Origin of the sequence: Streptomyces albospinus (assembly GCF_014648695.1) — a bacterium.
Taxonomy (GTDB): Bacteria; Actinomycetota; Actinomycetes; order Streptomycetales; family Streptomycetaceae; genus Streptomyces; species Streptomyces albospinus.
The window spans coordinates 1-23,104 of record NZ_BMRP01000020.1; the positions used below are offsets into that span (position 1 = coordinate 1).

At 71.4% G+C, this 23,104-nt stretch carries 22 protein-coding genes and 1 pseudogene; 14 read left to right on the top strand and 9 right to left on the bottom strand.

The features are described 5' to 3' along the window. The first annotated feature begins 342 nt into the window (after positions 1 to 342). Positions 343 to 876, top strand: coding sequence for a GNAT family N-acetyltransferase (locus tag IEZ17_RS25180; protein WP_189303808.1), 534 nt, complete (start codon positions 343 to 345; stop codon positions 874 to 876). Between the two features lie 39 nt (positions 877 to 915). On the opposite strand, the gene IEZ17_RS25185 is transcribed toward IEZ17_RS25180, so the two are convergent. Continuing rightward, positions 916 to 1,608, bottom strand: coding sequence for a HEAT repeat domain-containing protein (locus IEZ17_RS25185; protein WP_189303810.1), 693 nt, complete (start codon positions 1,606 to 1,608; stop codon positions 916 to 918). Between the two features lie 437 nt (positions 1,609 to 2,045). Between IEZ17_RS25185 and IEZ17_RS25190 the strand changes: the two genes are divergently transcribed. The 9 genes from IEZ17_RS25190 (at position 2,046) to pssA (ending at position 13,184) form a co-directional block, all read left to right on the top strand. Continuing rightward, positions 2,046 to 3,869, top strand: coding sequence for a 3-hydroxyacyl-CoA dehydrogenase family protein (locus IEZ17_RS25190; protein WP_189303812.1), 1,824 nt, complete (start codon positions 2,046 to 2,048; stop codon positions 3,867 to 3,869). A 145-nt stretch (positions 3,870 to 4,014) separates the two neighbouring features. Next, positions 4,015 to 4,815, top strand: coding sequence for a TetR family transcriptional regulator (locus IEZ17_RS25195; RefSeq protein WP_189303814.1), 801 nt, complete (start codon positions 4,015 to 4,017; stop codon positions 4,813 to 4,815). A gap of 594 nt (positions 4,816 to 5,409) precedes the next feature. Continuing rightward, entirely contained in the window at positions 5,410 to 6,747 is a 1,338-nt protein-coding gene (ccrA, locus tag IEZ17_RS25200; RefSeq protein ID WP_189303823.1) for a crotonyl-CoA carboxylase/reductase, read from the top strand. Positions 6,748 to 6,757: 10 nt separating this feature from the next. Further along, on the top strand, positions 6,758 to 8,803 hold the full coding sequence (locus IEZ17_RS25205; RefSeq protein WP_189303825.1) for an ethylmalonyl-CoA mutase: 2,046 nt from the start codon (positions 6,758 to 6,760) through the stop codon (positions 8,801 to 8,803). Next, the gene (locus IEZ17_RS25210) at positions 8,800 to 9,777 is read left to right on the top strand and encodes an HpcH/HpaI aldolase/citrate lyase family protein (RefSeq protein ID WP_189303827.1); all 978 of its coding nucleotides are present in this window, start codon (positions 8,800 to 8,802) and stop codon (positions 9,775 to 9,777) included. The genes IEZ17_RS25205 and IEZ17_RS25210 overlap by 4 nt, the downstream gene beginning before the upstream one ends. A gap of 5 nt (positions 9,778 to 9,782) precedes the next feature. Continuing rightward, positions 9,783 to 10,307 (top strand): MaoC family dehydratase, encoded by a 525-nt coding sequence (locus tag IEZ17_RS25215; RefSeq protein ID WP_189303829.1) that lies wholly within the window; start codon positions 9,783 to 9,785, stop codon positions 10,305 to 10,307. 4 nt (positions 10,308 to 10,311) lie between these two features. After that, the gene (locus IEZ17_RS25220; protein WP_189303831.1) at positions 10,312 to 11,517 is read left to right on the top strand and encodes an acyl-CoA dehydrogenase family protein; all 1,206 of its coding nucleotides are present in this window, start codon (positions 10,312 to 10,314) and stop codon (positions 11,515 to 11,517) included. A gap of 172 nt (positions 11,518 to 11,689) precedes the next feature. Beyond that, the gene (locus IEZ17_RS25225; protein ID WP_189303832.1) at positions 11,690 to 12,337 is read left to right on the top strand and encodes a phosphatidylserine decarboxylase; all 648 of its coding nucleotides are present in this window, start codon (positions 11,690 to 11,692) and stop codon (positions 12,335 to 12,337) included. After that, on the top strand, positions 12,324 to 13,184 hold the full coding sequence (gene pssA / locus IEZ17_RS25230; RefSeq protein WP_189303834.1) for a CDP-diacylglycerol--serine O-phosphatidyltransferase: 861 nt from the start codon (positions 12,324 to 12,326) through the stop codon (positions 13,182 to 13,184). Before IEZ17_RS25225 ends, pssA begins: the two co-directional genes overlap by 14 nt. A 214-nt stretch (positions 13,185 to 13,398) precedes the next feature. Here pssA and IEZ17_RS25235 read toward each other — a convergent pair whose 3' ends face one another. Together IEZ17_RS25235 and IEZ17_RS25240 are read right to left on the bottom strand one after the other, a co-directional pair. Beyond that, positions 13,399 to 14,523 (bottom strand): glycerate kinase, encoded by a 1,125-nt coding sequence (locus IEZ17_RS25235; RefSeq protein WP_189303836.1) that lies wholly within the window; start codon positions 14,521 to 14,523, stop codon positions 13,399 to 13,401. 205 nt (positions 14,524 to 14,728) lie between these two features. Continuing rightward, positions 14,729 to 15,577, bottom strand: coding sequence for a MerR family transcriptional regulator (locus IEZ17_RS25240; RefSeq protein WP_373299926.1), 849 nt, complete (start codon positions 15,575 to 15,577; stop codon positions 14,729 to 14,731). A gap of 133 nt (positions 15,578 to 15,710) precedes the next feature. On the opposite strand from IEZ17_RS25240, the gene IEZ17_RS25245 reads away from it, so the two are divergent. Both IEZ17_RS25245 and IEZ17_RS25250 read left to right on the top strand, forming a co-directional pair. Then, positions 15,711 to 16,256 carry an NUDIX domain-containing protein gene (locus IEZ17_RS25245; RefSeq protein WP_189303838.1) on the top strand — a complete coding sequence of 182 codons (546 nt, stop codon included), beginning with the start codon at positions 15,711 to 15,713 and terminating at the stop codon, positions 16,254 to 16,256. Between the two features lie 104 nt (positions 16,257 to 16,360). Further along, positions 16,361 to 17,176, top strand: a complete 816-nt coding sequence (locus IEZ17_RS25250) for a nucleotidyltransferase domain-containing protein (RefSeq protein ID WP_189303840.1) — start codon at positions 16,361 to 16,363, stop codon at positions 17,174 to 17,176. A gap of 166 nt (positions 17,177 to 17,342) precedes the next feature. Here the strand turns inward: IEZ17_RS25250 and IEZ17_RS25255 are convergent, their stop codons facing one another. Next, a complete protein-coding gene (locus IEZ17_RS25255; protein WP_189303842.1) occupies positions 17,343 to 17,978 on the bottom strand; it encodes an NAD(P)-dependent oxidoreductase in 636 nt (211 codons plus the stop codon). Positions 17,979 to 18,129: 151 nt separating this feature from the next. Between IEZ17_RS25255 and IEZ17_RS25260 the strand changes: the two genes are divergently transcribed. Further along, a complete protein-coding gene (locus IEZ17_RS25260) occupies positions 18,130 to 18,813 on the top strand; it encodes a TetR/AcrR family transcriptional regulator (protein ID WP_189303844.1) in 684 nt (227 codons plus the stop codon). A gap of 37 nt (positions 18,814 to 18,850) precedes the next feature. Here IEZ17_RS25260 and IEZ17_RS25265 read toward each other — a convergent pair whose 3' ends face one another. From IEZ17_RS25265 to IEZ17_RS25275, 3 genes are all read right to left on the bottom strand, one after another. After that, positions 18,851 to 19,363 carry a methylated-DNA--[protein]-cysteine S-methyltransferase gene (locus IEZ17_RS25265; RefSeq protein WP_229852628.1) on the bottom strand — a complete coding sequence of 171 codons (513 nt, stop codon included), beginning with the start codon at positions 19,361 to 19,363 and terminating at the stop codon, positions 18,851 to 18,853. A 187-nt stretch (positions 19,364 to 19,550) separates the two neighbouring features. Then, a complete protein-coding gene (locus tag IEZ17_RS25270) occupies positions 19,551 to 21,023 on the bottom strand; it encodes a DNA-3-methyladenine glycosylase 2 (protein ID WP_189303849.1) in 1,473 nt (490 codons plus the stop codon). Positions 21,024 to 21,038: 15 nt separating this feature from the next. Then, positions 21,039 to 21,335 carry a hypothetical protein gene (locus tag IEZ17_RS25275; protein ID WP_189303851.1) on the bottom strand — a complete coding sequence of 99 codons (297 nt, stop codon included), beginning with the start codon at positions 21,333 to 21,335 and terminating at the stop codon, positions 21,039 to 21,041. A gap of 46 nt (positions 21,336 to 21,381) precedes the next feature. Between IEZ17_RS25275 and IEZ17_RS25280 the strand changes: the two genes are divergently transcribed. Further along, positions 21,382 to 22,092: a DUF6333 family protein gene (locus IEZ17_RS25280; RefSeq protein WP_189303853.1), complete on the top strand. Its 711-nt coding sequence runs from the start codon at positions 21,382 to 21,384 to the stop codon at positions 22,090 to 22,092. A 279-nt stretch (positions 22,093 to 22,371) separates the two neighbouring features. On the opposite strand, the pseudogene IEZ17_RS25285 reads toward IEZ17_RS25280, so the two are convergent. Continuing rightward, positions 22,372 to 22,647 (bottom strand): annotated as a pseudogene (locus IEZ17_RS25285) (macro domain-containing protein); the annotation flags it as partial. A 290-nt stretch (positions 22,648 to 22,937) separates the two neighbouring features. After that, positions 22,938 to 23,072 carry a hypothetical protein gene (locus IEZ17_RS43930; protein WP_268249844.1) on the bottom strand — a complete coding sequence of 45 codons (135 nt, stop codon included), beginning with the start codon at positions 23,070 to 23,072 and terminating at the stop codon, positions 22,938 to 22,940. Positions 23,073 to 23,104: the final 32 nt, after the last annotated feature.

Genomic DNA, 23,104 nt, shown 5'->3' on the forward strand with positions numbered 1-23,104 from the left:
ATCCGGGGGTCGCGGGGGATCCGGGGGTCGCGGGGGATCCGGGGGTCGCGGGGGATCCGGGGGTCGCGGGGGCATGCGTTCGCTGTTCCATGGCGGGAGTCTCGGACCCTGCCCCCAGGGGCAAGGTCAAGCGGCGGGCATCCGGAGGGCGGTCGTCCGGCTGCGGAATCCGGCGAGGAAACCCGGCCGGGAATTCCGGTCACGGGTGTCCGGGCAGCCGTCAAACCTGTGCCGCATGGATGGGGACGGCGAGATGACCGGGGAGTCGCCCAGGTGCGGGGCAGGGACGGGGCCGGCAGGAGGACGGCGGAGCACGCGTCGCGGCCCTTGCGGATACGCGAGATGACGGAGGCCGATATCGACGCGGTCGCGGGGGTCCGGGTGCGCGGCCGGCAGGCGGCATACCAGGGGCTGATGCCGCGGGCGTACCTGGACGCGATGAGCGTGGCGGAGGACGCCCGGCAGCGGCGGGAGCGGTTCCGGCGACGGCGGCCCGGCGTCTTCGAGCTGGTGGCGGAGCGGTGCGGGGAGGTAATCGGCCGGGTCGCGGTCGGTCCGGTCCGGGATCCCGATGTCGCCCTGGAGGGGGGCGAGTTGCGCACATCCCCGCCCGCGGGCGAGCTCCTGGCCCTCTGTGTGGAGCCCGGTCCGATCGGCACCGGCGTCGGCCGCGCACTGCCGGCCGACGGGACGGACCGCGCCCGGGCGGGCGGATTCGGCACGCTGTACGTCTGGGTGGTGCACGGCAACCCGCACGCCCGGCGGTTCTACGAACGAGCCGGTTTCGCGCCGGACGGGGCGGAGGAGGCGTACGACGTGGCTGGCCGGCGCGTCGCGGAACTGCGCTACCGGCGTCGGCCGGCACCGGCCGCCTGAGCCACCGGGACGCTGCGCCGGCATCGTCCGCCCGGGCCCCTATGGCGCATCCGCCGACGTGCCGCCCCGCGGTCCGGCGTCGGCCGGAGCCCCCTCCCCCGGCGCGCCGCCGCCCGGCGCCCCCGCCGCGTCCTCATGGACGCCGAGTCGCGCCAGTGAGGCCGCGGCGGCTGCGGCGAGCCGGGGGTGGGCGGTGGCGGCCGTGAGTGCGGGGACCGCGCGCCGGTCGCCCAGGGCGCCGAGGCCCTCGACGCAGGCCAGGGCCACCCGCCAGTACGGGTTGTGCGGGGTCAGCAGCCGCTCCAGGGTGGCGATCAGCGCGGGGACGGACTGCGGGGCGCGGAGTTCGGCGAGCAGCCGTACCGGGTGCAGGGCGTAGGCGGTGCGCAGCGGGTTGGTGGCGAGGGCCGCGGCGGCGCGGGCGGTGCGCGGGTCGCCGAGCTTGCCGAGGGCGTGTGCGGCGGTGGCGCAGCGGACCGGTTCGCGGTAGTTCAGGAGCAGGACGAGGGTTTCGAAGGCGCGTTTGTCGCCGGCGCAGCCGAGGATGAAGGCGGCGATCTCGCGGGCCCACAGGGGGCGCTCCACGGCGACCAGCATGCGGGCCAGTTCCTCGCGCCCCGCGGGGGTGTTCTTGCGGGCCAGCCCGAGCAGCCGCTCGTAGGCGACCAGATCCTGTGGGGAGCGGAGTTCGGCCCGCACCCGGTCCGTCAACTCGTGGAATTCTTCTTCCATTTGTCGCTCCCCTCCCGCCTGGCCGCCCGGTTCCGCGCGACGTGGCCTGCACCACAGCCTAATGACCCGCATTACCCCTGGCGCTTCGGTTACCCACCGGTTAACCTGGCGGAACGAGCAGCACCCCTGCTCGGGCGGCCTGGTGACGCAGCCGCCGAAGAGTGAAGTCGGTTCGGCACCGCACAGCACGACGCGTACGCACGCTCCATCGCTACGCACCGCACGACACGTTCGGAGAAACGGCACGGCCCCGGGACAGGGCTCGCCGCGCCTCCCGCACCGCCGGCGCTGCCCGCAGTGCTGCGGCCCGCGGCCCCTCGCCGCCCGCCGCTACGCGCTGCTTCTCGCGCTCCGTGCGGCCCGTTCGTCCGCTTCGCGGACACCCCTCAGTCGTCACTTCTCCCCTGCCCCAGGGGAACACCCTCAGGAGTCTCGCGATGGGCCCTCAGTCCACCCCTGACCTCTCAACACCCGCTTCCTCACTGTCCCTTGCGACGATCGCCGTGGTCGGGCTCGGCACCATGGGCACCGGCATCGCCGAGGTGCTCGCCCGCGCCGGCCGTGAGGTCATCGGCATCGACACCGATGACGCCGCGATCCAGCAGGCCCGCGCCACCCTCGAAGCCTCCACCGCCCGCGCCGTGAGCCGCGAGCGCATCACCGAGCGGCAGCGGCAGGACGCGCTGGCCCGCTTCCGCACGTTCGGCGACCTCCAGGCCGCCGCGGACGCCGATCTCGTCATCGAGGTGGTGCCGGAGGACTACGAACTCAAGCGGCAGGTCTTCAACGCGCTGGACGGCATCGTCCGGCCGGAGGCGATCCTCGCCACGGGCACCAACGCGCTGTCCGTGACCCGGCTCGCCGCCGACTCGCAGCGTCCCGAGCGGGTGCTCGGTGTCCACTTCTTCAACCCCGCGCCCGCGATGAAGCTGGTCGAGGTGGTCTCGTCGGTGCTCACCGCCCCGACCGCGGTCGCCGCCGTCACGGAACTCGCCCGCGACCTGGGCAAGGACCCGATCGCGGTGGGCGACCGGCCCGGTTTCGTCGCCGACGGGCTGCTGTTCGGCTACCTCAACCAGGCCGCGGCGATGTACGAGTCGAAGTACGCGTCCCGTGAGGACATCGACGCCGCGATGAAGCTCGGCTGCGGTCTGCCGATGGGCCCGCTCGCGCTGCTCGACCTGATCGGGGTGGACACCGCCCGTACGGTCCTGGAGGCGATGTACGCCGAGTCGCACGACCGGCTGCACGCCCCGGCGCCGATCCTGGGCCAGCTGGCGGAGGCCGGGCTGACCGGCCGCAAGGCGGGCCGCGGCTTCTACACCTACGAGGCGCCCGGAAGCGCCACGGCGGTGCCGGACGCGGCGAGCCCCGCGGCCGGCAACGGCGGGCAGCCGGCCGGCCGTACGGTCCGCAGCGTCGGCGTCGCCGGGTCCGGGACGATGGCCAGCGGGATCGCCGAGGTCTTCGCCAAGGCGGGCTACACCGTCGTGCTGGCCGCCCGCAGCGAGGAGAAGGCGGAGCGGGCCAAGGCCCGGATCGCCAAGTCGCTGGGCCGCTCCGTGGAGAAGGGCCGGCTGACCGCCGAGGCGCGCGATGCGGCGCTGGCGGCGATCACCCCGGCCGGTTCGCTGGACGCGTTCGCGGACGTCGATCTGGCAGTGGAGGCGGTGGCCGAGGATCTGGCCGTCAAGCAGCAGCTGTTCACGACGCTGGACAAGATCTGCAAGCCGGGCGCCGTTCTGGCCACCACCACGTCCTCACTGCCGGTCGTCGCCTGCGCCCGCGCCACCTCGCGCCCGCAGGACGTCATCGGGATGCACTTCTTCAACCCGGCGCCCGCGATGAAGCTGGTCGAGGTGGTCCGCACGGTCCTGACCTCCGACGAGGTGCACGCCACCGTGCGCGAGGTCTGCGCCAAGGTCCGCAAGCACCCGGTGGACTGCGGTGACCGGGCCGGCTTCATCGTGAACGCGCTGCTGTTCCCGTACCTGAACAACGCGATCAAGATGGTCCAGGAGCACTACGCGTCGCTGGACGAGATCGACGCCGCGATGAAGCTGGGCGGCGGCTACCCGATGGGCCCGTTCGAGCTGCTGGACGTGGTCGGCCTGGATGTCTCGCTGGCCATCGAGAAGGTGCTGCACGCCGAGTTCCGCGACCCGGGGCTGGCGCCGGCGCCGCTGCTGGAGCACCTCGTCGCGGCGGGCTGCCTGGGCCGGAAGACCGGCCGCGGCTTCCGTGAGTACGCCCGGCGCTGACGCGCGGCGGCGCCCCGGGGCAGGGGGCGGATGGGGCGGACTGCTGGAACCGCCGGACGGTGGTCCCGGCGGTCCGCCCCAGGTCACAGGGCCGGAGCTGGTACCTCATGCCGCAGGCCGCGTGAATATGCAGTACCGTCCCCACATGTCCCAGCCCGCTCGCCCGCAGTCCTCCGACGCCTCCGAGACCTCCACTCCCGGCACCCGCCGGGCCGCCGCCCAGCGGCTCAAAATGCGCCGCGAACTGTCGGCCGCAGCAATGGAACTGTTCGCGACGAAGGGCTACGAGGCGACGACGGTCGACGAGATCGCGGCTGCCGCGGGCGTCGCCCGGCGCACCTTCTTCCGCCACTTCCGCTCCAAGGAAGAGGCGATCTTCCCCGACCACGACGACACTCTCGTACGCGCCGAGGCCGTCCTGGACGCCGCGCCGCCGCACGAGAACCCGCTCGACACGGTGTGCCGCGGCATCAAGGAAGTCATGCGGATGTACGCGTCCGCCCCCGCGGTGTCCGTGGCCCGCTACCGCCTCACCCGCGAGGTACCCACCCTGCGGGAGGCCGAGATCGCCTCGGTGGCCCGCTACGAGCGGCTGTTCACCCGCTATCTCCTGGGCCACTTCGACGAGGGGGCGCACCGCGAGGGCGACGACGACCCGCTGCTCGCCGAGGTGGCCGCGTCCGCGGTGGTCACCGCGCACAACCACGTCCTGCGCCGCTGGCTGCGGGCCGGTGCGGAGGGCGACGTGGAGGCCCAGCTGGACCACGCCTTCGAGATCGTCCGGGAAACCTTCGGCACCGGTATCGGCGCGGGCCGCGCCACCGCGGAGGCGCCCCCGGCGACGGTCTCGCGCGAGGGCGAGGTGCTGGTCGCGGTGGCCCGTACGGACGCCCCGCTGGACGAGGTCATGCGCACCATCCGCAAGGCACTGAAGGCTCACAAGTAACCGGCGTCCGCGCGATGCGGACGATCCGGTGCCGGCCCGGCGGGCCCGTTCCGGGCGCGCCGTCCCTCCCCACGTGGCGGAGGTGACGGCGCGCCCGGAGCGGGCCCGTTTCCGTCTTCCCGCGCCCCGCTGGGCCGGGCATTTCCCGTGCGCCGCCCGGCCCGTGACACGGACGGCCTAATCACATTTCCGGCCACTCGCTGCACGCCATTGACCCCATAACGCGACAAAGCACCCCACGAGCGGGGAGTCTGTTGCTCATGCGTGCCCACCAAATGACATCTGAGAGAAATTCTTGGCACTCAGTGTCTTGTCGAGTGGCACGCGGTGTCATACGTTGAGAGTGTCCGGGCGGCCGGCGCATCGTCCCAACAGTGGTGCGCCGGCTGTCCCCACAAGCACCTTGTGCGCCCGGACGCCTGCGTCACAGGCACCTTGATCCGCGCTCACCCGCGCGATGCCGAGCACCACCGGCCGAACCGACGGCACCGCCCCGCACCACCCCCGACGTTCCCTTGAGCCGTTCCCGTAGACGTTTCCCCAAGCTCTCAACTCCGTTCGAGCAGGGGACACCCCATGCGCCGGAGGCATACCGTGAACCACATTCTTGACGCCATCCTCGCGCCGGACAGTACGCGCGAAGACTTCGCCGCCCTGCCCCTCCCCGACTCTTACCGCGCGGTCACCGTGCACAAGGACGAGGCCGAGATGTTCGCGGGCCTGCCCACCCGCGAGAAGGACCCCCGCAAGTCCCTGCACGTCGACGACGTGCCGGTGCCCGAGCTCGGACCGGGCGAGGCGCTGGTGGCCGTGATGGCCTCCTCGGTGAACTACAACAGCGTGTGGACCTCGATCTTCGAACCGCTGTCGACGTTCGGGTTCCTGGAGCGCTACGGGCGGCTCTCGTCGCTCACCAAGCGCCACGACCTGCCGTACCACGTCATCGGCTCCGACCTGGCGGGCGTGGTGCTGCGCACCGGCCCCGGCGTCAACGCCTGGCACCCCGGCGACGAGGTCGTCGCGCACTGCCTGTCCGTCGAGCTGGAGTCCTCCGACGGCCACAACGACACCATGCTCGACCCCGAGCAGCGCATCTGGGGCTTCGAGACCAACTTCGGCGGCCTGGCCGAGATCGCGCTGGTCAAGTCGAACCAGCTGATGCCCAAGCCCCGGCACCTGAGCTGGGAGGAGGCGGCGGCGCCCGGTCTGGTCAACTCCACCGCCTACCGCCAGCTGGTATCGAAGAACGGCGCGGCCATGAAGCAGGGCGACAACGTCCTGATCTGGGGCGCCAGCGGCGGCCTCGGCTCGTACGCGACGCAGTTCGCGCTGGCCGGCGGCGCCAACCCGATCTGTGTGGTCTCCAGCGACAAGAAGGCCGACATCTGCCGCGCCATGGGCGCCGAGGCGATCATCGACCGCAACGCCGAGGGCTACAAGTTCTGGAAGGACGAGCACAACCAGGACCCCCGGGAGTGGAAGCGCTTCGGCAAGCGGATCCGCGAGCTGACCGGCGGCGAGGACGTCGACATCGTCTTCGAGCACCCGGGCCGGGAGACCTTCGGCGCCTCGGTGTACGTCACCCGCAAGGGCGGCACGATCGTGACCTGCGCCTCGACCTCCGGCTACCAGCACGAGTACGACAACCGCTACCTGTGGATGTCGCTGAAGCGGATCGTCGGCTCGCACTTCGCCAACTACCGGGAGGCCTGGGAGGCCAACCGGCTGATCGCCAAGGGCAAGATCCACCCGACGCTGTCGAAGACGTACACCCTTGAGGAGACCGGTCAGGCGGCGTACGACGTGCACCGCAACCTCCACCAGGGAAAGGTCGGTGTACTGGCCCTCGCACCCGAGGAGGGCATGGGCGTGCGCGACGAGGAGATGCGCGCCAAGCACATCGATGCCATCAACCGCTTCAGGAACGTCTGAGGTCCACTTCATGACAGAGCGTCAGAAGGATCGTCCGTGGCTGATGCGGACGTACGCCGGGCACTCCACCGCCGAGGCGTCCAACGAGCTGTACCGGCGCAACCTCGCCAAGGGCCAGACCGGCCTGTCGGTCGCGTTCGACCTCCCGACGCAGACCGGATACGACCCCGACCACGTCCTCGCCCGCGGCGAGGTCGGCCGGGTCGGGGTCCCGGTGTCCCATCTCGGTGACATGCGGCGGCTGTTCCAGGACATCCCGCTGGAGCAGATGAACACCTCGATGACCATCAACGCCACCGCCATGTGGCTGCTGGCCCTCTACCAGGTGGTCGCGGAGGAGCAGGGCGCCGACATCACCAAGCTGTCCGGCACCACGCAGAACGACATCGTCAAGGAGTACCTGTCGCGCGGGACGCACGTCTTCCCGCCGGGACCGAGCCTCCGGCTGACCACCGACATGATCACGTACACGGTCAACCACATCCCGAAGTGGAACCCGATCAACATCTGTAGCTACCACCTACAGGAGGCGGGGGCCACTCCGGTCCAGGAGATCTCGTACGCGATGTCCACCGCGATCGCGGTACTGGACGCGGTGTTCGCGTCCGGCCAGGTCCCCGAGGAGCGCCGCGGCGATGTCGTCGCCCGGATCTCCTTCTTCGTGAACGCGGGCGTCCGCTTCATCGAGGAGATGTGCAAGATGCGCGCCTTCGGCCGCATCTGGGACAAGATCACCCGCGAGCGCTACGGCATCGAGAACCCCAAGCAGCGCCGCTTCCGCTACGGCGTCCAGGTCAACTCCCTCGGGCTGACCGAGGCACAGCCGGAGAACAACGTCCAGCGGATCGTGCTGGAGATGCTGGCCGTCACGCTCTCCAAGGACGCCCGGGCCCGCGCCGTCCAACTCCCCGCCTGGAACGAGGCGTTGGGGCTGCCGCGGCCGTGGGACCAGCAGTGGTCGCTGCGCATACAGCAGGTGCTGGCGCACGAGAGCGACCTGCTGGAGTACGACGACATCTTCGCCGGGTCGCATGTCATCGAGGCCAAGGTGGAGGCGCTGGTCGAGGAGTGCCTGGCCGAGATCGACCGGATCCAGGAGATGGGCGGCGCGATGGCGGCCGTCGAGTCGGGCTACCTCAAGTCGCAGCTGGTCTCCGCGCACGCCGAGCGGCGGGCCCGGATCGAGGCCGGCGACGAGAAGATCATCGGCGTCAACTGCTACGAGTCGACCGAGCCGAACCCGCTCACCGCGGATCTCGACACCGCGATCATGACGGTCGACCCGGCCAACGAGGCAGGCGTCGTACGGGCGTTGCACGCGTGGCGGGACAACCGGGACGAGGTCCGCGCCCAGGAGGCGCTGTCCGCCCTGAAGAAGACCGCGGCGGGCGACGCCAACCTCTTCCCGGCCACCCTGGAGTGCGCCCGCGCCGGTGTGACGACCGGCGAGTGGGCCTGGGCGCTGCGGGATGTCTTCGGGGAGTTCCGGGCCCCCACGGGCGTCTCCAGTGCTCCGGTGGCGGTCACCGCCGAGGAGGGCTCGCCGCTCGCGGTGGTCCGGGAGAAGGTCGCGCGGACCGCGGCCGATCTCGGCAGCGGCCGGCTGCGCCTGCTGGTCGGCAAGCCCGGCCTGGACGGGCACAGCAACGGCGCCGAGCAGATCGCCGTACGCGCCAGGGACGCCGGGTTCGAGGTGGTCTACCAGGGCATCCGGCTCACCCCGGAGCAGATCGTCACGGCGGCGGTCGCGGAGGACGTGCACTGCGTCGGGCTGTCGATCCTGTCCGGCTCGCATGCCGCGCTGGTGCCGGACGTACTGGCCCGGCTCCGGCGGGCGGGTGTCGACGCTTCCCCTGGGCCTGACGGCCCGGGAGATGCCCCTATCCCGGTGATCGTCGGCGGCATCATCCCGCCGGCGGACGCCGCCGACCTGATCGACGCGGGCGTCGCCGCCGTCTTCACACCCAAGGACTTCGGCATCACGGAGATCATCGGCCGCATCGTCGACGAGATCCGCAGAGCGAACAACCTCGACCCTCTGGAGGTCCCCGCATGACGCCCGCCACGGCCACGGAGGGGCGCCGCCTCCGCCCGCGCCGGTCATGCCTCGCGGTCCCCGGCAGCAACCCGCGCTTCCTGGAGAAGGCCCAGGGCCTGCCGGCCGACCAGGTCTTCCTGGACCTGGAGGACGCCTGCGCCCCGCTGGCCAAGCCGGAGGCCCGGCACACCATCGTCAGGTTCCTCAACGAGGGTGACTGGACGGGCAAGACGCGGGTGGTGCGGGTCAACGACTGGACGACCGAGTGGACTTACCGGGACGTCACCACGGTCGTCGAGGGCGCCGGCCAGAACCTCGACTGCATCATGCTGCCCAAGGTCCAGGACGCCCATCAGATCGTCGCGCTCGACCTGCTGCTGACGCAGATCGAGAAGGCGATGGGCTTCGAGGTCGGCGGGATCGGCATCGAGGCGCAGATCGAGAACGCCAAGGGCCTGGTGAACGTCGACGAGATCGCCGCCGCCTCGCCCCGCCTGGAGACCATCATCTTCGGCCCGGCGGACTTCATGGCGTCGATCAACATGAAGTCCCTGGTGGTCGGCGAGCAGCCCCCGGGCTACCCGGCGGACGCGTACCACTACATCCTGATGCGGATCCTGATGGCGGCGCGCACCCACAACCTCCAGGCGATCGACGGCCCGTACCTCCAGATCAAGAACGTCGACGGCTACCGCGAGGTCGCCGGCCGGGCCGCCGCGCTCGGCTTCGACGGCAAGTGGGTGCTGCACCCGGGCCAGGTGGAGGCCGCCAACGAGGTCTTCTCGCCGTCCCAGGAGGACTACGATCACGCCGAGCTGATCCTCGACGCATATGAATGGTGCACGTCCGAGGCGGGCGGCAAAAAGGGTTCGGCGATGCTCGGCGACGAGATGATCGACGAGGCGAGCCGGAAGATGGCGCTGGTCGTCGCCGGAAAGGGCCGGGCCGCCGGCATGACGCGTACATCCAAGTTCGAAGCCCCGGAGGCATAACCGCGATGCAGTTCGGCCGTACCTACGAAGAGTTCACCATCGGCGATGTGTACAAGCACTGGCCGGGGAAAACCGTCACCGAATACGACGACCACCTCTTCTGCCTGCTGACCATGAACCACCATCCGCTGCACATGGACAGCAACTACGCGGAGAAGACCACCGACTTCGGCAAGAACGTGGTCGTCGGCAACTACATCTACTCGCTGCTGCTGGGCATGTCGGTGCCCGATGTCTCCGGAAAGGCCATCGCCAATCTGGAGATCGAATCGCTGCGGCATGTGGCGCCGACCTTCCACGGCGACACGATCTACGGCGAGACGACGGTGCTCGACAAGACCCCGTCGAAATCCAAGTCGGACCGCGGCATCGTCTACGTGGAGACCAAGGGCTACAAGCAGGACGGCACCCTGGTCTGCGTGTTCCGCCGCAAGGTGATGGTGCCGACCGCCACGTACATCAAGGAGCGCGGCGGCGAGCAGCCCGGCCGCCCCGAGTTGCAGGCCCCCGCGGCCAAGAAGGAGAAGTGACGGGATGGCGCGTCTCGCACAGACCGAGGGTCTGACCGACATCCAGCGGGAAATCCTCTCCACCGTCCGCGATTTCGTGGACAAGGAGATCATCCCGGTCGCCACGGAGCTGGAGCACCGTGACGAATACCCCACGCAGATCGTCGAGGGCCTCAAGGAACTCGGCGTGTTCGGGCTGATGATTCCCGAGGAGTACGGCGGCCTCGGCGAGTCCCTGCTCACCTACGCGCTGACGGTCGAGGAGATCGCCCGCGGCTGGATGAGCGTGTCCGGCATCATCAACACGCACTTCATCGTGGCGTACATGCTCAAGCAGCACGGCACGCAGGAGCAGAAGGACTATTTCCTGCCGAAGATGGCGGCCGGTGAAATCCGGGGCGCTTTCTCGATGTCGGAGCCGGCGCTGGGTTCCGATGTGTCGGCCATTTCGTCCAAGGGCGTGCGGGACGGCGACGCCTACGTCCTCAACGGCCAGAAGATGTGGCTGACCAACGGCGGTTCGTCGACGCTGGTCGCGGTGCTGTGCCGGACCGACGAGGGCCACCCGGAGGGCACGCCTCCGCACAAGTCGATGACGACCTTCCTGGTGGAGAAGGAGGCGGGCTTCGGCGAGGTGCGGCCCGGCCTGACCATCCCCGGCAAGATCGACAAGATGGGCTACAAGGGCGTCGACACCACCGAGCTGATCATGGACGGGCTGCGCATTCCGGCCGACCGGGTCCTCGGCGGCGAGACCGGGCGTGGCTTCTATCACATGATGGACGGCGTCGAGGTCGGCCGGGTCAACGTGGCCGCCCGCGGGTGCGGTGTCGCCCAGCGCGCCTTCGAGCTCGGCGTGTCGTACGCGCAGCAACGGCACACCTTCGGGAAGCCGATCGCCCAGCACCAGGCGATTCAGTTCAAACTTGCCGAAATGGCGACAAAGGTGGAAGCGGCCCATGCCATGATGGTTAATGCCGCACGCAAAAAGGACTCGGGCCAGCGAAACGACCTCGAAGCGGGCATGGCCAAGTACCTGGCCTCCGAGTACTGCAAGGAGGTGGTCGAGGACGCGTTCCGCATCCACGGCGGCTACGGCTTCTCCAAGGAGTACGAGATCGAGCGCCTCTACCGCGAGGCCCCGATGCTCCTCATCGGCGAGGGCACGGCCGAGATCCAGAAAATGATCATCGGGCGGCGGCTACTTGAGGAGTACCGGATCCAGGGGTGAACGTCCCGTTTGGGTCGTTTTCTGCTAGATAAAGATCACACCCTGTCATCGTTCTTCGGCCACGGATTGGCTCTGGCTCTTGGCCAGTTGCCGCTCGCAACCGATAGCATCCCAGGAAAGCCGCGCCGTCCCCCGCATCCATACGCGGCATCCTCCGCTACGAAGGTCATCCATGCCCCACAGCCAATCCTCTGCACAACGCGGTCGCGTCCGCCTCGCGCGCGGAGCGTCGCCGTGGCTCCTCCCGACCGTGGCAACGGCAGCGGTCAGCCTGGCCCGGTCCCGTCGCTCGGGACGCTGGGCTGCCGTCGCCGTGCCCGCCACCGCACTCGCGGCGGGCATGCTGTGGTTCTTCCGCGACCCCGAGCGAGAGATCGCTCAGGGGCGCGTCATTTCTCCGGCCGACGGCGTGGTGCAGAGCATCATGCCGTGGAAGGACGGACGCACCCGCGTCGCGATCTTCATGAGCCCGCTGAATGTTCACGTCAACCGCGCGCCGCTGGCCGGCACGGTGACGTCCGTGGAACACATCCCCGGCGGATTCGTTCCGGCGTTCAACAAGGAGAGCGAGAACAACGAGCGGGTCGTCTGGCACTTCGACACCGAGCTCGGCGACATCGAGATGGTGCAGATCGCCGGCGCGGTGGCCCGCCGCATCGTCCCTTACGTGCCCCGGGGCACCAAGGTCGAGCAAGGCGAGCGCATCGGCCTGATCCGCTTCGGCTCTCGCGTCGACGTCTACCTCCCGGAGGGCGCCGAGGCCGCGGTCGAGGTGGGCCAGGCCACCACCGCGGGGGTGACTCGCCTTGACCGTGATTGATCCTGAGACACAGGCGGGCTGGGCGCCCGAAACCGACGAGGACGAGGACGACATGCCGCTGTCCACGCGGCTGTCAATAGCGGACACCCTCACCCTCGGCAACGCCATCTGCGGCTTCATGGCCGTGTACTTCACCACCACTGGCGTCCTCATCCCGCATCTGACGGGCACCGAGGACGGCGGGATGGCCCGGCACAGCGCCGCGATGGCCGTGATCCTGATGCTGCTCGCCTCGGTCTTCGACCTCTTCGACGGACTGGTGGCGCGCAAGCTGCGGGCCTCGGCGATGGGAGCCGAGCTCGACAACCTCTCCGACCTGATCAGCTTCGGCCTGGCGCCCGCGTACTTCGTCGTGACCTGGGGCATGGTCGCCCAGGACGCGCACCAGCGGGTGTCGGTGGTCGCGGCGGTGGTCGTCCTGCTGGCGGTCGTCCTCCGGCTCGCCCGCTTCTCCTGCGTGACGATCCGCGACGGCATCTTCCAGGGCATGCCGAGCCCGTTCGGCGCCCTGACCGTCGTCGCCATCGTCCTGCTGGAGCTGCCGTTCCTGCCGACGCTGCTGGCGATCATCGGCGTGGCCTGGCTGATGGTGAGCCGGGTCGAGTACCCCAAGCCGCGGGGCCGACTCGCGGTGGCGATGCTCAGCTGGATCGTCCTCAGCATGGGCATGCTCGCCGCCTGGGCACTGGACGCGCCCGGCGGCCAGCTGCTGCTCCAGACCGGCTGCTCGCTCCAGGTGGTCATGGGCGCGATGATCCCGCTGTTCGCGACGGCCCGGAGGGTCAACACCTTCCGCGACAACCGACGCGAGTCCCGCGCCGAGTCGCGCGCCGCGCACCAGCCCTGACGGGCGGCGCCGACACGGCACAGCACGCCGAGAGGCCCCGAGCGGATCTTCCGCTCGGGGCCTCTCGGCATTCCGGGATACGTGGGGCGGAGCGGGAGCCGGTGCCCCCGATACGGGCCGGTGCTCCGGCAGGCGGGCCACCGGAGGCGCGGCTTCTGCCACGCGCGGGCCGGGACCCGCCGGGTCCTCCCCGCCAGGCCCCGGCCCGACGGGCTCAGACCAGGAAGTCGCGGGCCAGGCTCTCCGCCGCGCGCTCCAGCAGCGGCCCGGCCTCGGCCATGCAGCGGGCCGGGTCGGACTCCAGGTCCGTCAGGGCGTACGCCCGCTGGATACCGGCCGCGGCGAGCGCCTCCGGCGGCAGCTGGAGCCGGCCGCAGACCGCGACCACGTCGATGCCCGCAGCGCGCGCCGCCGCCGCGACACCGGCCGGCGCCTTGCCGTGCAGCGTCTGCTCGTCGAGGGAGCCCTCCCCCGTGATCACGAACGTGGCCCGGGCCAGCGCCGGCGCAAAGCCCAGCACGTCCAGCATCACGTCGATACCGGGCCGGAACGTCGCGTCCAGCCCGACCAGCGCGCCGTAGCCGATCCCGCCCGCGGCCCCCGCTCCCGGCGCCAGCGCATGCTCGGCGGCCTTGGCTCCGACGGTCCGCTCCAGCACCTCGGCGTAGTGCGCGAGGGCGGCGTCCAGGGCGGCGACGTCCGCCTCACCGGCGCCCTTCTGGGGGCCGTAGACCGCGGGCGCGCCCTTCGGGCCGGTCAGCGGATTGTCGACATCGCTCGCGAGCACGATCTCCGTACGGGCCAGCCGGGGGTCGAGCCCCGACAGATCCGCGGTGGCCAGCTCGCGCAGCGGCCCGCCACCGGGGCCCACCGGCTCCCCGTCCGCGTCCAGGAACCGCGCGCCCAGCGCCGCCAGCATGCCCGCGCCGCCGTCGGTCGTCGCGCTGCCGCCCACCCCGAAGACGATCGAGGTCGCGCCCGCGTCCAGCGCCGCGAGCAGCAGCTCACCGGTGCCGTAGGTGGTGGCCGTGAGCGGCGCGAACACGCCCTTCGGGAGGTGCTGGAGACCGGACGCCTCCGCCATCTCCACCACCGCCGTACCGTCGCCGCGCAGCGCGAAGGTGGCCGTCACCGGCTCGCCGGTGGGGCCGGTGACGCGGGCTTCGTGGCGGGTGAAACCCGCCGCGAGCGCCGCCGCCGTCGTCCCGTCGCCGCCGTCCGCGACCGGCACGGCCGCCACGTCGAGTCCGGGGACCACGCGCCGCAGACCGGCCGTGACATGCTCGGCGACCTCGACGGCCGTGAGCGAGCCCTTGAACTTGTCCGCGGCGATCAGCACATGTGCTGTGTTTGTCCTTGCTGCGTCCGCCACCGTGTTTCCCCTTGCTTTCGAACTGGCAGTCGCGCCGCTGCGACCTTATCCGGCCAGGGGGCCCGGCGAACAGAGCGGACGGTTCCGGAACGGGCGAAAGGGACGAAGAGGGGAACGGCGGAGCGGCGGGAACACCGCCCCGCACCCGCCCGGCACACCGGGACGGGCCCGCTCACTCCCACGTCGCGGACTCCGGGTCGACGCCGTGGGCCTCGGCATTCGCGAAGAACACATCACGCACCCAGACGGTGAGACCCGGCGCAAAACCCTCGTAGTACCCGGCGAACCGGGGATCGCCGACGAACATCCGCCCCAGGCACGCCTGCATCGCATGCGTGCAGTCGAAATACGTCGACATCAGCGCCCGGTGCCGCTCCGCGAGAGCGTTCGCCGCGTCGGAGCCCGGTACGACACCCGCGCGCTGCGCGGCGGCGAGATCGGCGTTCAGCGTCTCGGTGGCCGTCGCGACGCCCTTCCAGTCCTCGGGTGACATCCCGGCGGCCCGCTCGGCGTACTGCTCCCACTGCACGGTGTCGCCCCAGCGTTCCTCGGCCTCGTCGACCCAGGCGGGCTGCCAGTCGTCGCCGAAGATCTCGACCTGCTCCTCCGGAGTCAGCCGCATCCCGGTACGCGATGCCTCCATCATGCGGTCCACGGCGCCGAGCATCTGCTGCAAACGGGAGATGCGCTCCACGAGTTGCGACCGCTGCCGGCGCAGGTGGTCGCGGGCATCGACGGCCGGGTCGTCGAGGAGCCGGCCGATCTCCGCGAGCGGAAAACCGAGCTCCCGGTAGACGAGGACCCGGTGGATCCGGGCCACGTCATCGGCCGAGTACACCCGGTACCCGGCCCAGGTACGCCCGACCGGCCGCACCAGGCCGATCTCGTCCCAGTGGTGCAGCGTCTTCACGCTGACCCCGACGAGCGCAGCTGTCCGGCCTACGGTCAGCCCGTCCGGACCGATCTCTTCGGCGCCTGCCACAGTGGCTTTCGGTTCCTGCCCGCGGGAATCACTGGTCACCGGCTCAGTGTCGCGCACCTCGCCGGGAACCCGGGCCGCTGCGCGGCGGACAGCACCGGCCGGCACCAGTGCGCAGCGGCCACCGGAATCCGATCGGCACCCCGCCCCACCGGACATGTCCTAGGCTCGCGGCGTGACGACCACGGATTACGCCACCTACATCGCCGGCCTGCCCCGCGTGCTCGCGGGCGCGGCCGTCATCTGCCGGGACGCGGCGGGCCGCATCCTCCTCGTGGAGCCGAACTACCGCGACACCTGGGTCCTGCCCGGCGGCACCATCGAGTCGGACACCGGCGAATCCCCGCGCCAGGCCGCCCGCCGGGAAGCCCTGGAGGAGATCGGCCTGGACGTCGTACCGGGCCAACTGCTCGCCGTCGACTGGGTGCGCGGAGCGGCCCGCCCGCCCGTGGTGTCGTATCTGTTCGACGGCGGTGTGCTGGACGCGGAGCAGTTCGCGGCGATCCGGGTGCAGGAGGAGGAACTGCTGTCCTGGCGCCTGGTCCACTGGGACGAGGCCGAGACGATGCTGGCCGAGAATCTGCGGCTGCGTGTCCGCGGCGCGCTGGACGCGCTGGAGGACGGACGCGGCCCGGTGGAACTGGAGGACGGCCGGCCGCCGGCCGGACGGGCCGCCACCGGCGGGGCCATGGGCGGCCCGCGCGACGCCGCGGAGTCGTAGCACGTCGTACAACCCGGGTGTGGGACCACCGGGTTGACTCCCCCGCCGGACAACGAGAGCCGTGGGTTGGTTGCTCCCTCCCACCCACGATCTAGCCTTTTCCCATGAACGAAAACGCCACCCGCATCGCGCAGGTGCCGGGAGTCGTCGGGGTCATGCTCGGGGGCAGCCGCGCACGAGGAACCCACCGTCCCGATTCCGACTGGGATCTGGGCGTCTACTACCGGGGCGAGCTGGATCTCTCCGCCCTGGAGAGGCTGGCGGCAGAGGTGACCGGCGGCCCCGTCGAGATATTCGCGCCGGGGGCCTGGGGCCCCTGGGTCAACGGCGGGGCATGGCTGGTCATGCCGGACGGCAGCCATGTGGACTGGATCTTCCGGGACATCGACCGGGTGCGGCGCGTGTGGGAGGACTGCCGCGCGGGCCGCTTCGAGACGGGAATGCAGGCCGGGCACCCGCTGGGTTTCTGGTCTCCCGCCTATCCCGGCGAGGTGGCCCTGGGACGCGTACTGGCCGACGGCACCGGGGAGTTGGCCCGCCTCAAGGAGGAGACCCGGAGCTACCCGGAGGCGCTGCGCAAGGCGCTCACCGGCACCGCCGTCTGGGACGCGGGCTTCTCGGTGGCGATGGCCGCCAAATCGTCCTCGACCGCGGACGTCCTGCACGCGTCCCTGTGCCTGTCCCGGGCCGTCGGCGCCCTCGTCCAGAGCCTGCACGCCCACCACGGCATCTGGTGCCTCAACGAAAAGGGCGCCCTGGCCGCCGCCGTGGCACTGCCGCAGACCCCACCCGAATTCGGCCCCCGGGCCACCGCCCTGCTCGGCGAACTGGGCCGTACGGAGGACGAGTTGCGCCGCTCCCTGGCCGTGGCAGAACAACTCGTGGCCGAGGTGCGGGAGGTGGTCGGAGCACAGGGGTGACGATCCGGGGGGGGGCGAAGGGAGGGGTGCCCCCCATGGCCCCCATCGGCATGGCCCCCATCGGCATGGCCCCCATCGGCGAGGCGGGAGGCTCGGTCAGGCATGACGTCGGCGGCGCGTAGAACCCGCGGGGCGCAGGACCGGTGGGGCGCAGGGCCGGTGGGGGTCAGCTGCTCACGCCGACCGCGTGGGCGAAGGTCCGGGGGTCGGGAAGGAAGTCGAGCATGGCGCGGGCCACGTCGGCGCGGGGGATGGTGCTGCCGGCCGGACCGGCCTCGACGGCGTGGCGGTAGCGGCCGGTGCCCGGGGTGTCGAGCAGGCGGGGTGGGCGTACGGAGGTCCAGTCGAGGTCGCTGTCGCGCAGGACGGCTTCCATGCGTTCCAGGTCGGCGTAGACGTCCCTGAGGATCGCCCAGAGCAGGGGGCCGAAGACCCGGTGGGCGAGGAAGGGCTGACCGGCGCCGGTGCGGTTGAGCGGGCCGGCGCTGACCACGAGGAGACGGCGGACGCCGGTGGCCTTCATCGCCTCGGTCACGGCGCGGGCAGAGGTGGACGCGGGGCGGAGCGGGTCGCGCCGGCCGGCCTGCCCGATGCCGGAGACCACCGCGTCGGCACCGTCGATGACGGTCTTGACGGAGGCGGCGTCGAGGGCGTCCGCGCGTACGACCGTGAGGCGTTCATGACGGTCGGTCAGTTTCGCGGGGCTGCGGAGTGCGGCGGTGACCTCGTGCCCGTCGGCCAGGGCGTGCGTGACGAGTTGCCGGCCGACGCCGCCCGAGGCCCCGAGGACGGTGATCTTCATGTCTCCTCCGGTGGATTGCACAGCCGTGGACTGCGCAGCGGTGGATCGCGCAGCCCGCGGAGCGGCACGGCACACGGCCGCGGTGGGTGAGTGCTCACTCACCCACCAGTGTGGGTGAGTGCTCACTCACCTGTCAATGTAGAGTCGTCCCATGAGCCATGACGCCGCCGCTCCGCTGTCCGGGGGCGCGCTGACGCGCTCCCGCATCCTCGACGCCGCAGCCGCGCTGATGACCGGCGTGGGGCTGACGCGTACGACGACGAAGCAGATCGCCAAGGAGGCGGGGTGCTCGGAGGCGGCGCTGTACAAGCACTTCCGGAACAAGGAGGAGATCTTCGTCCGGGTGCTCCACGAGCGGGTGCCGCGGTTCTCGGAGGCGCTGGCGGAGCTGCCGGACCGTGCCGGGGACGAGCGCGGGCCGGCCGGGCTCCTCCAGGAGGTGACGCTGGCCGCCGTGCGTTTCTACCGGCGGACCTTCCCGATCGCGGCGTCGCTGTTCGCCAGTCCGGAGCTGCTGGCGACGCACCGGCGCAAGCTCGACGAGCTGGGGTCGGTGGGCCCGCAGAACGCGAGTCAGCAGCTGGCCGCGTATCTGGAGGCGGAGCAGAAGCTGGGGCGGATCGCGTCCGCGGTCGATCCGCGTGCGGCGGCAAATCTGCTGATCGGGGCGTGTTTCCACCGGGCGTTTCTGGATCTGTTCTTCGACGGGGAGGCGCCCGCGGATGCGCTGTGTCCGGCGAGCGAGGAGGAGTTCGCGGCGGAGACGGTGCGGGCGCTGCTGGGCGGGCTGATGCCGGGTGCCGGGCCGGGGCGCGGGGGAAGAGACCGGTCGTAGGTACCGCTCATGGGGAGCCGCGGAGGAGTGGCGCCGCTCACCCGCACTCGGCTGCCGGGAACAGTCCGTCGTCGGTGCGCTCGAAGGCCAGCAGACGGCGCTTGCGGTCGAGTCCGCCGCCGTAGCCGGTGAGGCTGCCGTCGGCGCCGACGACGCGGTGGCAGGGGACGATGATGCCGACCGGGTTGCGCCCGTTGGCCAGGCCGACGGCGCGGGCCGCGGTGGGGACGCCGAGTCGTTCGGCGAGCCGGCCGTAGGAGACCGTCTCGCCGTACGGGATGGTGCGCAGGGCGGCCCAGACACGGCGCTGGAACGGAGTGCCGTGCAGTGCCAGCGGCAGGTCGAAGGTGGTCAACTCGCCGCGGAAGTAGGCGCGGAGCTGGGTGATGGCCGCGGCGAAGGGCGGGTCGGCGGGGTCGGCCGGCGTGCCGAAGGCTTCCTGGGGCGGGCGGTGGCGCTGCTCGGTCATGTAGAGGCCGGTGAGGGCGTCGCCGCCGGCCACGAGGGTGAGCGGGCCCACGGGGGTGTCGTCGAGGACGGTGTGGGTGATCCGGTCCGTCGGAGTGGTGCGGGCGGCCGGGTCGGTGGTGCCCGCCGGACCCGTGGAGTCGCTCAGGTCGGCCTCGGTCAGGTCGGTGTCGATCGGGTCGGTGGCGGGCCGGGCCGTGGTGGGCCGGTCGGGGTGCGGGGTGGCAGGGGTCATGGCTGCGGCTCGGTTCGTCGGGAGGGGCTGGGGCTCAGTTCGCGGGGAGGTGGTTGATGGGGTGGTCGTCGGTCGCCCAGAGGTACTGGACGGCGTAGGCGCGCCAGGGGCGCCAGCCGGCGGAGTGGCGGATGAGGGCCGCGGGGGTGGCGGGCATGCCGAGACCGGCGGCGGCGCGGCGCAGGCCGAGGTCGGTGGGGGTGAAGGCGTCGGGGTCGCCGAGGGCGCGCATGGCGATGCACTCGACGGTCCAGGGGCCGATGCCGGGCAACGCGGCGAGCCGGGCGCGGGCCTCGTCGCGGTCGCTGCCGACGCCGAGTTGCAGCGTGCCGGAGGCGAGGGCCGCGACGACACCGGTGAGGGTGGCGCGGCGGGTGCGGGGCATCGCGAGGGATTCCGGGTCGAGTCCGGCGAGGGCGGCGGCGGACGGGAAGAGGTGGGTGAGGCCGCCGGCGGGGTCGTCGACGGGCTCGCCGTGGGCGAGGACGAGCCGGCCGGCGTGGGTGCGGGCGGCGGCGGTGGAGACCTGCTGGCCGAGGACGGCGCGGACCGCGAACTCGTCGGCGTCGACGGTGCGCGGCACCCGGCGGCCTGGCGCCTTGTCGACGAGCGGTGCCAGTTGCGGGTCCTCGCGGAGGAGCCCGTCGACGGCTTCCGGGTCGGCGTCGAGGTCGAGCATGCGGCGGCAGCGGGCGATGGCGCCGGCGAGGTCGCGCAGGTCGGTGAGGGAGAGGCGGCAGTCGATGTGGTCGGGGCGCGGGGAGAGGGCGACGATGCCGTGTCCGTAGGGGAGGTCGAGGGTGCGGCGGTAGGCGCCGTCGCGCCATTCCTCGACGCCGGGGACGGCGGTGGCGGCGAGGTGTCCGAAGAGGTTGTCGGGGTTGAGCGGCCGGCGGAAGGGGAGCCGCAGCGCGAGGGTGCCGGGCACGGCGGTGCGCGGGCCGGGGCCGGCGCGTCCGCGGAGTTCGGAGGGGGAGAGCGCGAAGACCTCCCGTACGGTCTCGTTGAAGGTGCGGATACTGGCGAAGCCGGCCGCGAACGCGATCTCGGCCATGGGGAGTTCGGTGGTCTCGACGAGGAGCCGGGCGGTCGGGGCACGCTGGGCGCGGGCGAGTGCCAGCGGTCCGGCACCGAGTTCGGCGAGCAGCTGGCGTTCGATCTGGCGGGTGCTGTAGCCGAGGCGGGCGGCGAGGCCGGGGACGCCTTCGCGGTCGACGATGCCGTCGGCGATCAGCCGCATGGCGCGGGCGACCAGGTCGGCCCGTTCGTTCCACTGCGGGGATCCCGGGCTGGCGTCCGGGCGGCAGCGCTTGCAGGCCCGGAATCCGGCTTGCTGGGCGGCGGCGGCGCTGGGGTAGAAGCGCATGTTCTCGGGCTTGGGGGGCACGACCGGGCAGCTGGGGCGGCAGTAGATGCCGGTGGTGAGGACGGCGGTGTAGAACCAGCCGTCGAAGCGGGCGTCCTTGGACTGCACGGCGCGCAGACAGCGCTCGGTGTCGGTGTGCATGTCTTCAAGGATTGCTCAGGTGGACGGTCCGGGCTGGCGGAAATCCGACATCGACCTCGGCACCAGCTGTATGGACGGTGGATCGCCGCGCATGCGCACCCCGGCGGTCGCGCGGTGGCGCATCCACCGCACGAGCGCTCCGCCGGCCATGGCAAGCTCGGCGGCGATACCCAGGATCAGGCCGATCGGGGCGTCGTGGCCCGTATGGGCGAGGTCATCGCCGGGCTCGCCGGATGCGGGCGTGACGGGTGCCGAGACGTACATGCTTCCGCCGCCCCCACCGATGGGCTGCCGGGCCAACTCCCCTTCCACACAGGATTGTTACGCCCTGCCGGCGGGCTGCGGCATACTCGGCGGCATGACCCCCGTACCTCCCGGAACGCAGGTGAATCCCCTTCACCACGGGCACGCGCATCTGGTCGTCGTCCGACCCCCCTTCGCGGCCCCGCTCCTGCCCGCGGAGCGGCCGGCTGCCGCTCCGCACGACCCGAGGGCGGCCAGGGCCGCGGTGCTGTCCCTCTCCACCGTCTCTGCGATCCGCCATGAGCACGCTCCGTCCCGGCTCGAACATCCGGGAAGCCCGGCCGACCGGGAAGAGCTGGACAGCGTAAGCGCGGCCGCGTGGAGCTCCACGGTGAAGATCAGCGACCCGGCGCTTATTGAAGACGGGGTTCTGGCCGGTGCGTTGGAGGACGAGTTCCAGGCGCAGAAGGACAGGCACCCGGAGGCCCGGATCGTCGCTGTCTGCGAACGCGACTTCGGCGCCTACTACACGAAGATCCTTGTCGCTGTACCCGGTGTGCCGGATCTGATGGTCGAGGGCTTCGAGGAGCTGGACATCACCGGCGACCGGAGTGCCACTCTGGCCGCCGTGGGGATCGCGCCCGACCGGCTGGCCGAGGGATATGACTTCAGTGGTGAAGGTTTCTTCGACTACGACGCGTTCCTCCACACGGTCACCGGCGGCGCCCTGTCCGTCTACGTGGACGAGAAGCGCCTGGAGTCCACATTCGTCGTCGACCGGAGCGAGGAAGGCGACGACAACATCTGCGAGCTCTGGTTTCCGTAGGTGGCGCCCCTGGTGCCACAGCCGGAGACCCTGGAGTGGTGCATCCGGCCGTGGGGGCGGCGAATGCTCCGGCAGGGCACCGGTGTCCCGACCTCGGCTTCGCGAAGGGGATTTCGCCTACAGGATCCACAACCGCCGGCCGGCGGTGTGCTGCTTGCGGTGCCGCCGGAAGACGACGTCCGTCCGGAGCAGGCGAGCCCGCGAACCCGGCACGCGGGTACCACACACGGCGGACGCTTCGGATCTACGGCACCTCGGTATCCCTACGGCACCTCGGCATCAGTCAACCCACGCGGCAAACGCCGCGTAGGCCCGCTCGTCGTGGAGGACGAACCGCACCTCTTCGACGGCTGTGGCCGTGTCGCCGACCGCCTCGACGGCGATCCGCGCGGCGTCCTCAAGAGGCCAGCCGTAGGCACCGGTGGAGATGGCGGGGAAGGCGACCGTCCGCGCGCCCAGCTCGTCAGCAACCCGCAGCGACTCCCGGTAGCAGGAGGCCAGCAGCTCCGACCGGTCCTCCTCACGGGAGAAACGGGGACCCACGGTGTGAAGGATCTACCCACGTCCGCCAGGCCCGGCAGCGCCTGTACGAGACGGTCGACGACTCGTGGTTCACGGCCCGTACGCTGGACGGCTTCCCCATGGCGGCCGTACGCCCGTACCTGCTGGGCAAGGACGCGCCCAGCCTCAACCGCCTGAACACGGCGTGGATCCTCGTTACTCACGGCGAGGACGCCCCGTGGATCGAGCGCCACCTGAATCCGTCCGCCGGCATCACCCGTCTCCTGGCCGATGCCGCCCGACAACGTCAGCGTCAGCGTCACCGACCGACCCGCACCCGAGGATCAGGAGCTGCCGAGCCGGATCGCCTTGATGAGCAGAAGCAGGGCGCTGAGGATCAGACAGCCGCGCAGCGCCATCATGCCCAGGCGGGTGCCGGCCGACCAGCGCACCGGCCGCAGGAGTGCCAGGGGCGGCATGCGACAGGCCATCACGGGGATCTGCCGTACCG

What these genes read in the sequence shown, in the direction of transcription:
- IEZ17_RS25215 (WP_189303829.1), top strand. Translation starts at nt 9,783, where the DNA reads ATGCAGTTCGGCCGTACCTACGAAGAGTTCACCATCGGCGATGTGTAC.
- IEZ17_RS25185 (WP_189303810.1), bottom strand. Translation starts at nt 1,608, where the DNA reads ATGGAAGAAGAATTCCACGAGTTGACGGACCGGGTGCGGGCCGAACTC.
- IEZ17_RS43930 (WP_268249844.1), bottom strand. Translation starts at nt 23,072, where the DNA reads ATGCCGCCCCTGGCACTCCTGCGGCCGGTGCGCTGGTCGGCCGGCACC.
- IEZ17_RS25250 (WP_189303840.1), top strand. Translation starts at nt 16,361, where the DNA reads ATGAACGAAAACGCCACCCGCATCGCGCAGGTGCCGGGAGTCGTCGGG.
- IEZ17_RS25210 (WP_189303827.1), top strand. Translation starts at nt 8,800, where the DNA reads ATGACGCCCGCCACGGCCACGGAGGGGCGCCGCCTCCGCCCGCGCCGG.
- IEZ17_RS25220 (WP_189303831.1), top strand. Translation starts at nt 10,312, where the DNA reads ATGGCGCGTCTCGCACAGACCGAGGGTCTGACCGACATCCAGCGGGAA.
- IEZ17_RS25195 (WP_189303814.1), top strand. Translation starts at nt 4,015, where the DNA reads ATGTCCCAGCCCGCTCGCCCGCAGTCCTCCGACGCCTCCGAGACCTCC.
- IEZ17_RS25255 (WP_189303842.1), bottom strand. Translation starts at nt 17,978, where the DNA reads ATGAAGATCACCGTCCTCGGGGCCTCGGGCGGCGTCGGCCGGCAACTC.
- IEZ17_RS25270 (WP_189303849.1), bottom strand. Translation starts at nt 21,023, where the DNA reads ATGCACACCGACACCGAGCGCTGTCTGCGCGCCGTGCAGTCCAAGGAC.
- IEZ17_RS25205 (WP_189303825.1), top strand. Translation starts at nt 6,758, where the DNA reads ATGACAGAGCGTCAGAAGGATCGTCCGTGGCTGATGCGGACGTACGCC.
- IEZ17_RS25260 (WP_189303844.1), top strand. Translation starts at nt 18,130, where the DNA reads ATGAGCCATGACGCCGCCGCTCCGCTGTCCGGGGGCGCGCTGACGCGC.
- IEZ17_RS25190 (WP_189303812.1), top strand. Translation starts at nt 2,046, where the DNA reads ATGGGCCCTCAGTCCACCCCTGACCTCTCAACACCCGCTTCCTCACTG.
- IEZ17_RS25225 (WP_189303832.1), top strand. Translation starts at nt 11,690, where the DNA reads ATGCCCCACAGCCAATCCTCTGCACAACGCGGTCGCGTCCGCCTCGCG.
- IEZ17_RS25280 (WP_189303853.1), top strand. Translation starts at nt 21,382, where the DNA reads ATGACCCCCGTACCTCCCGGAACGCAGGTGAATCCCCTTCACCACGGG.
- IEZ17_RS25180 (WP_189303808.1), top strand. Translation starts at nt 343, where the DNA reads ATGACGGAGGCCGATATCGACGCGGTCGCGGGGGTCCGGGTGCGCGGC.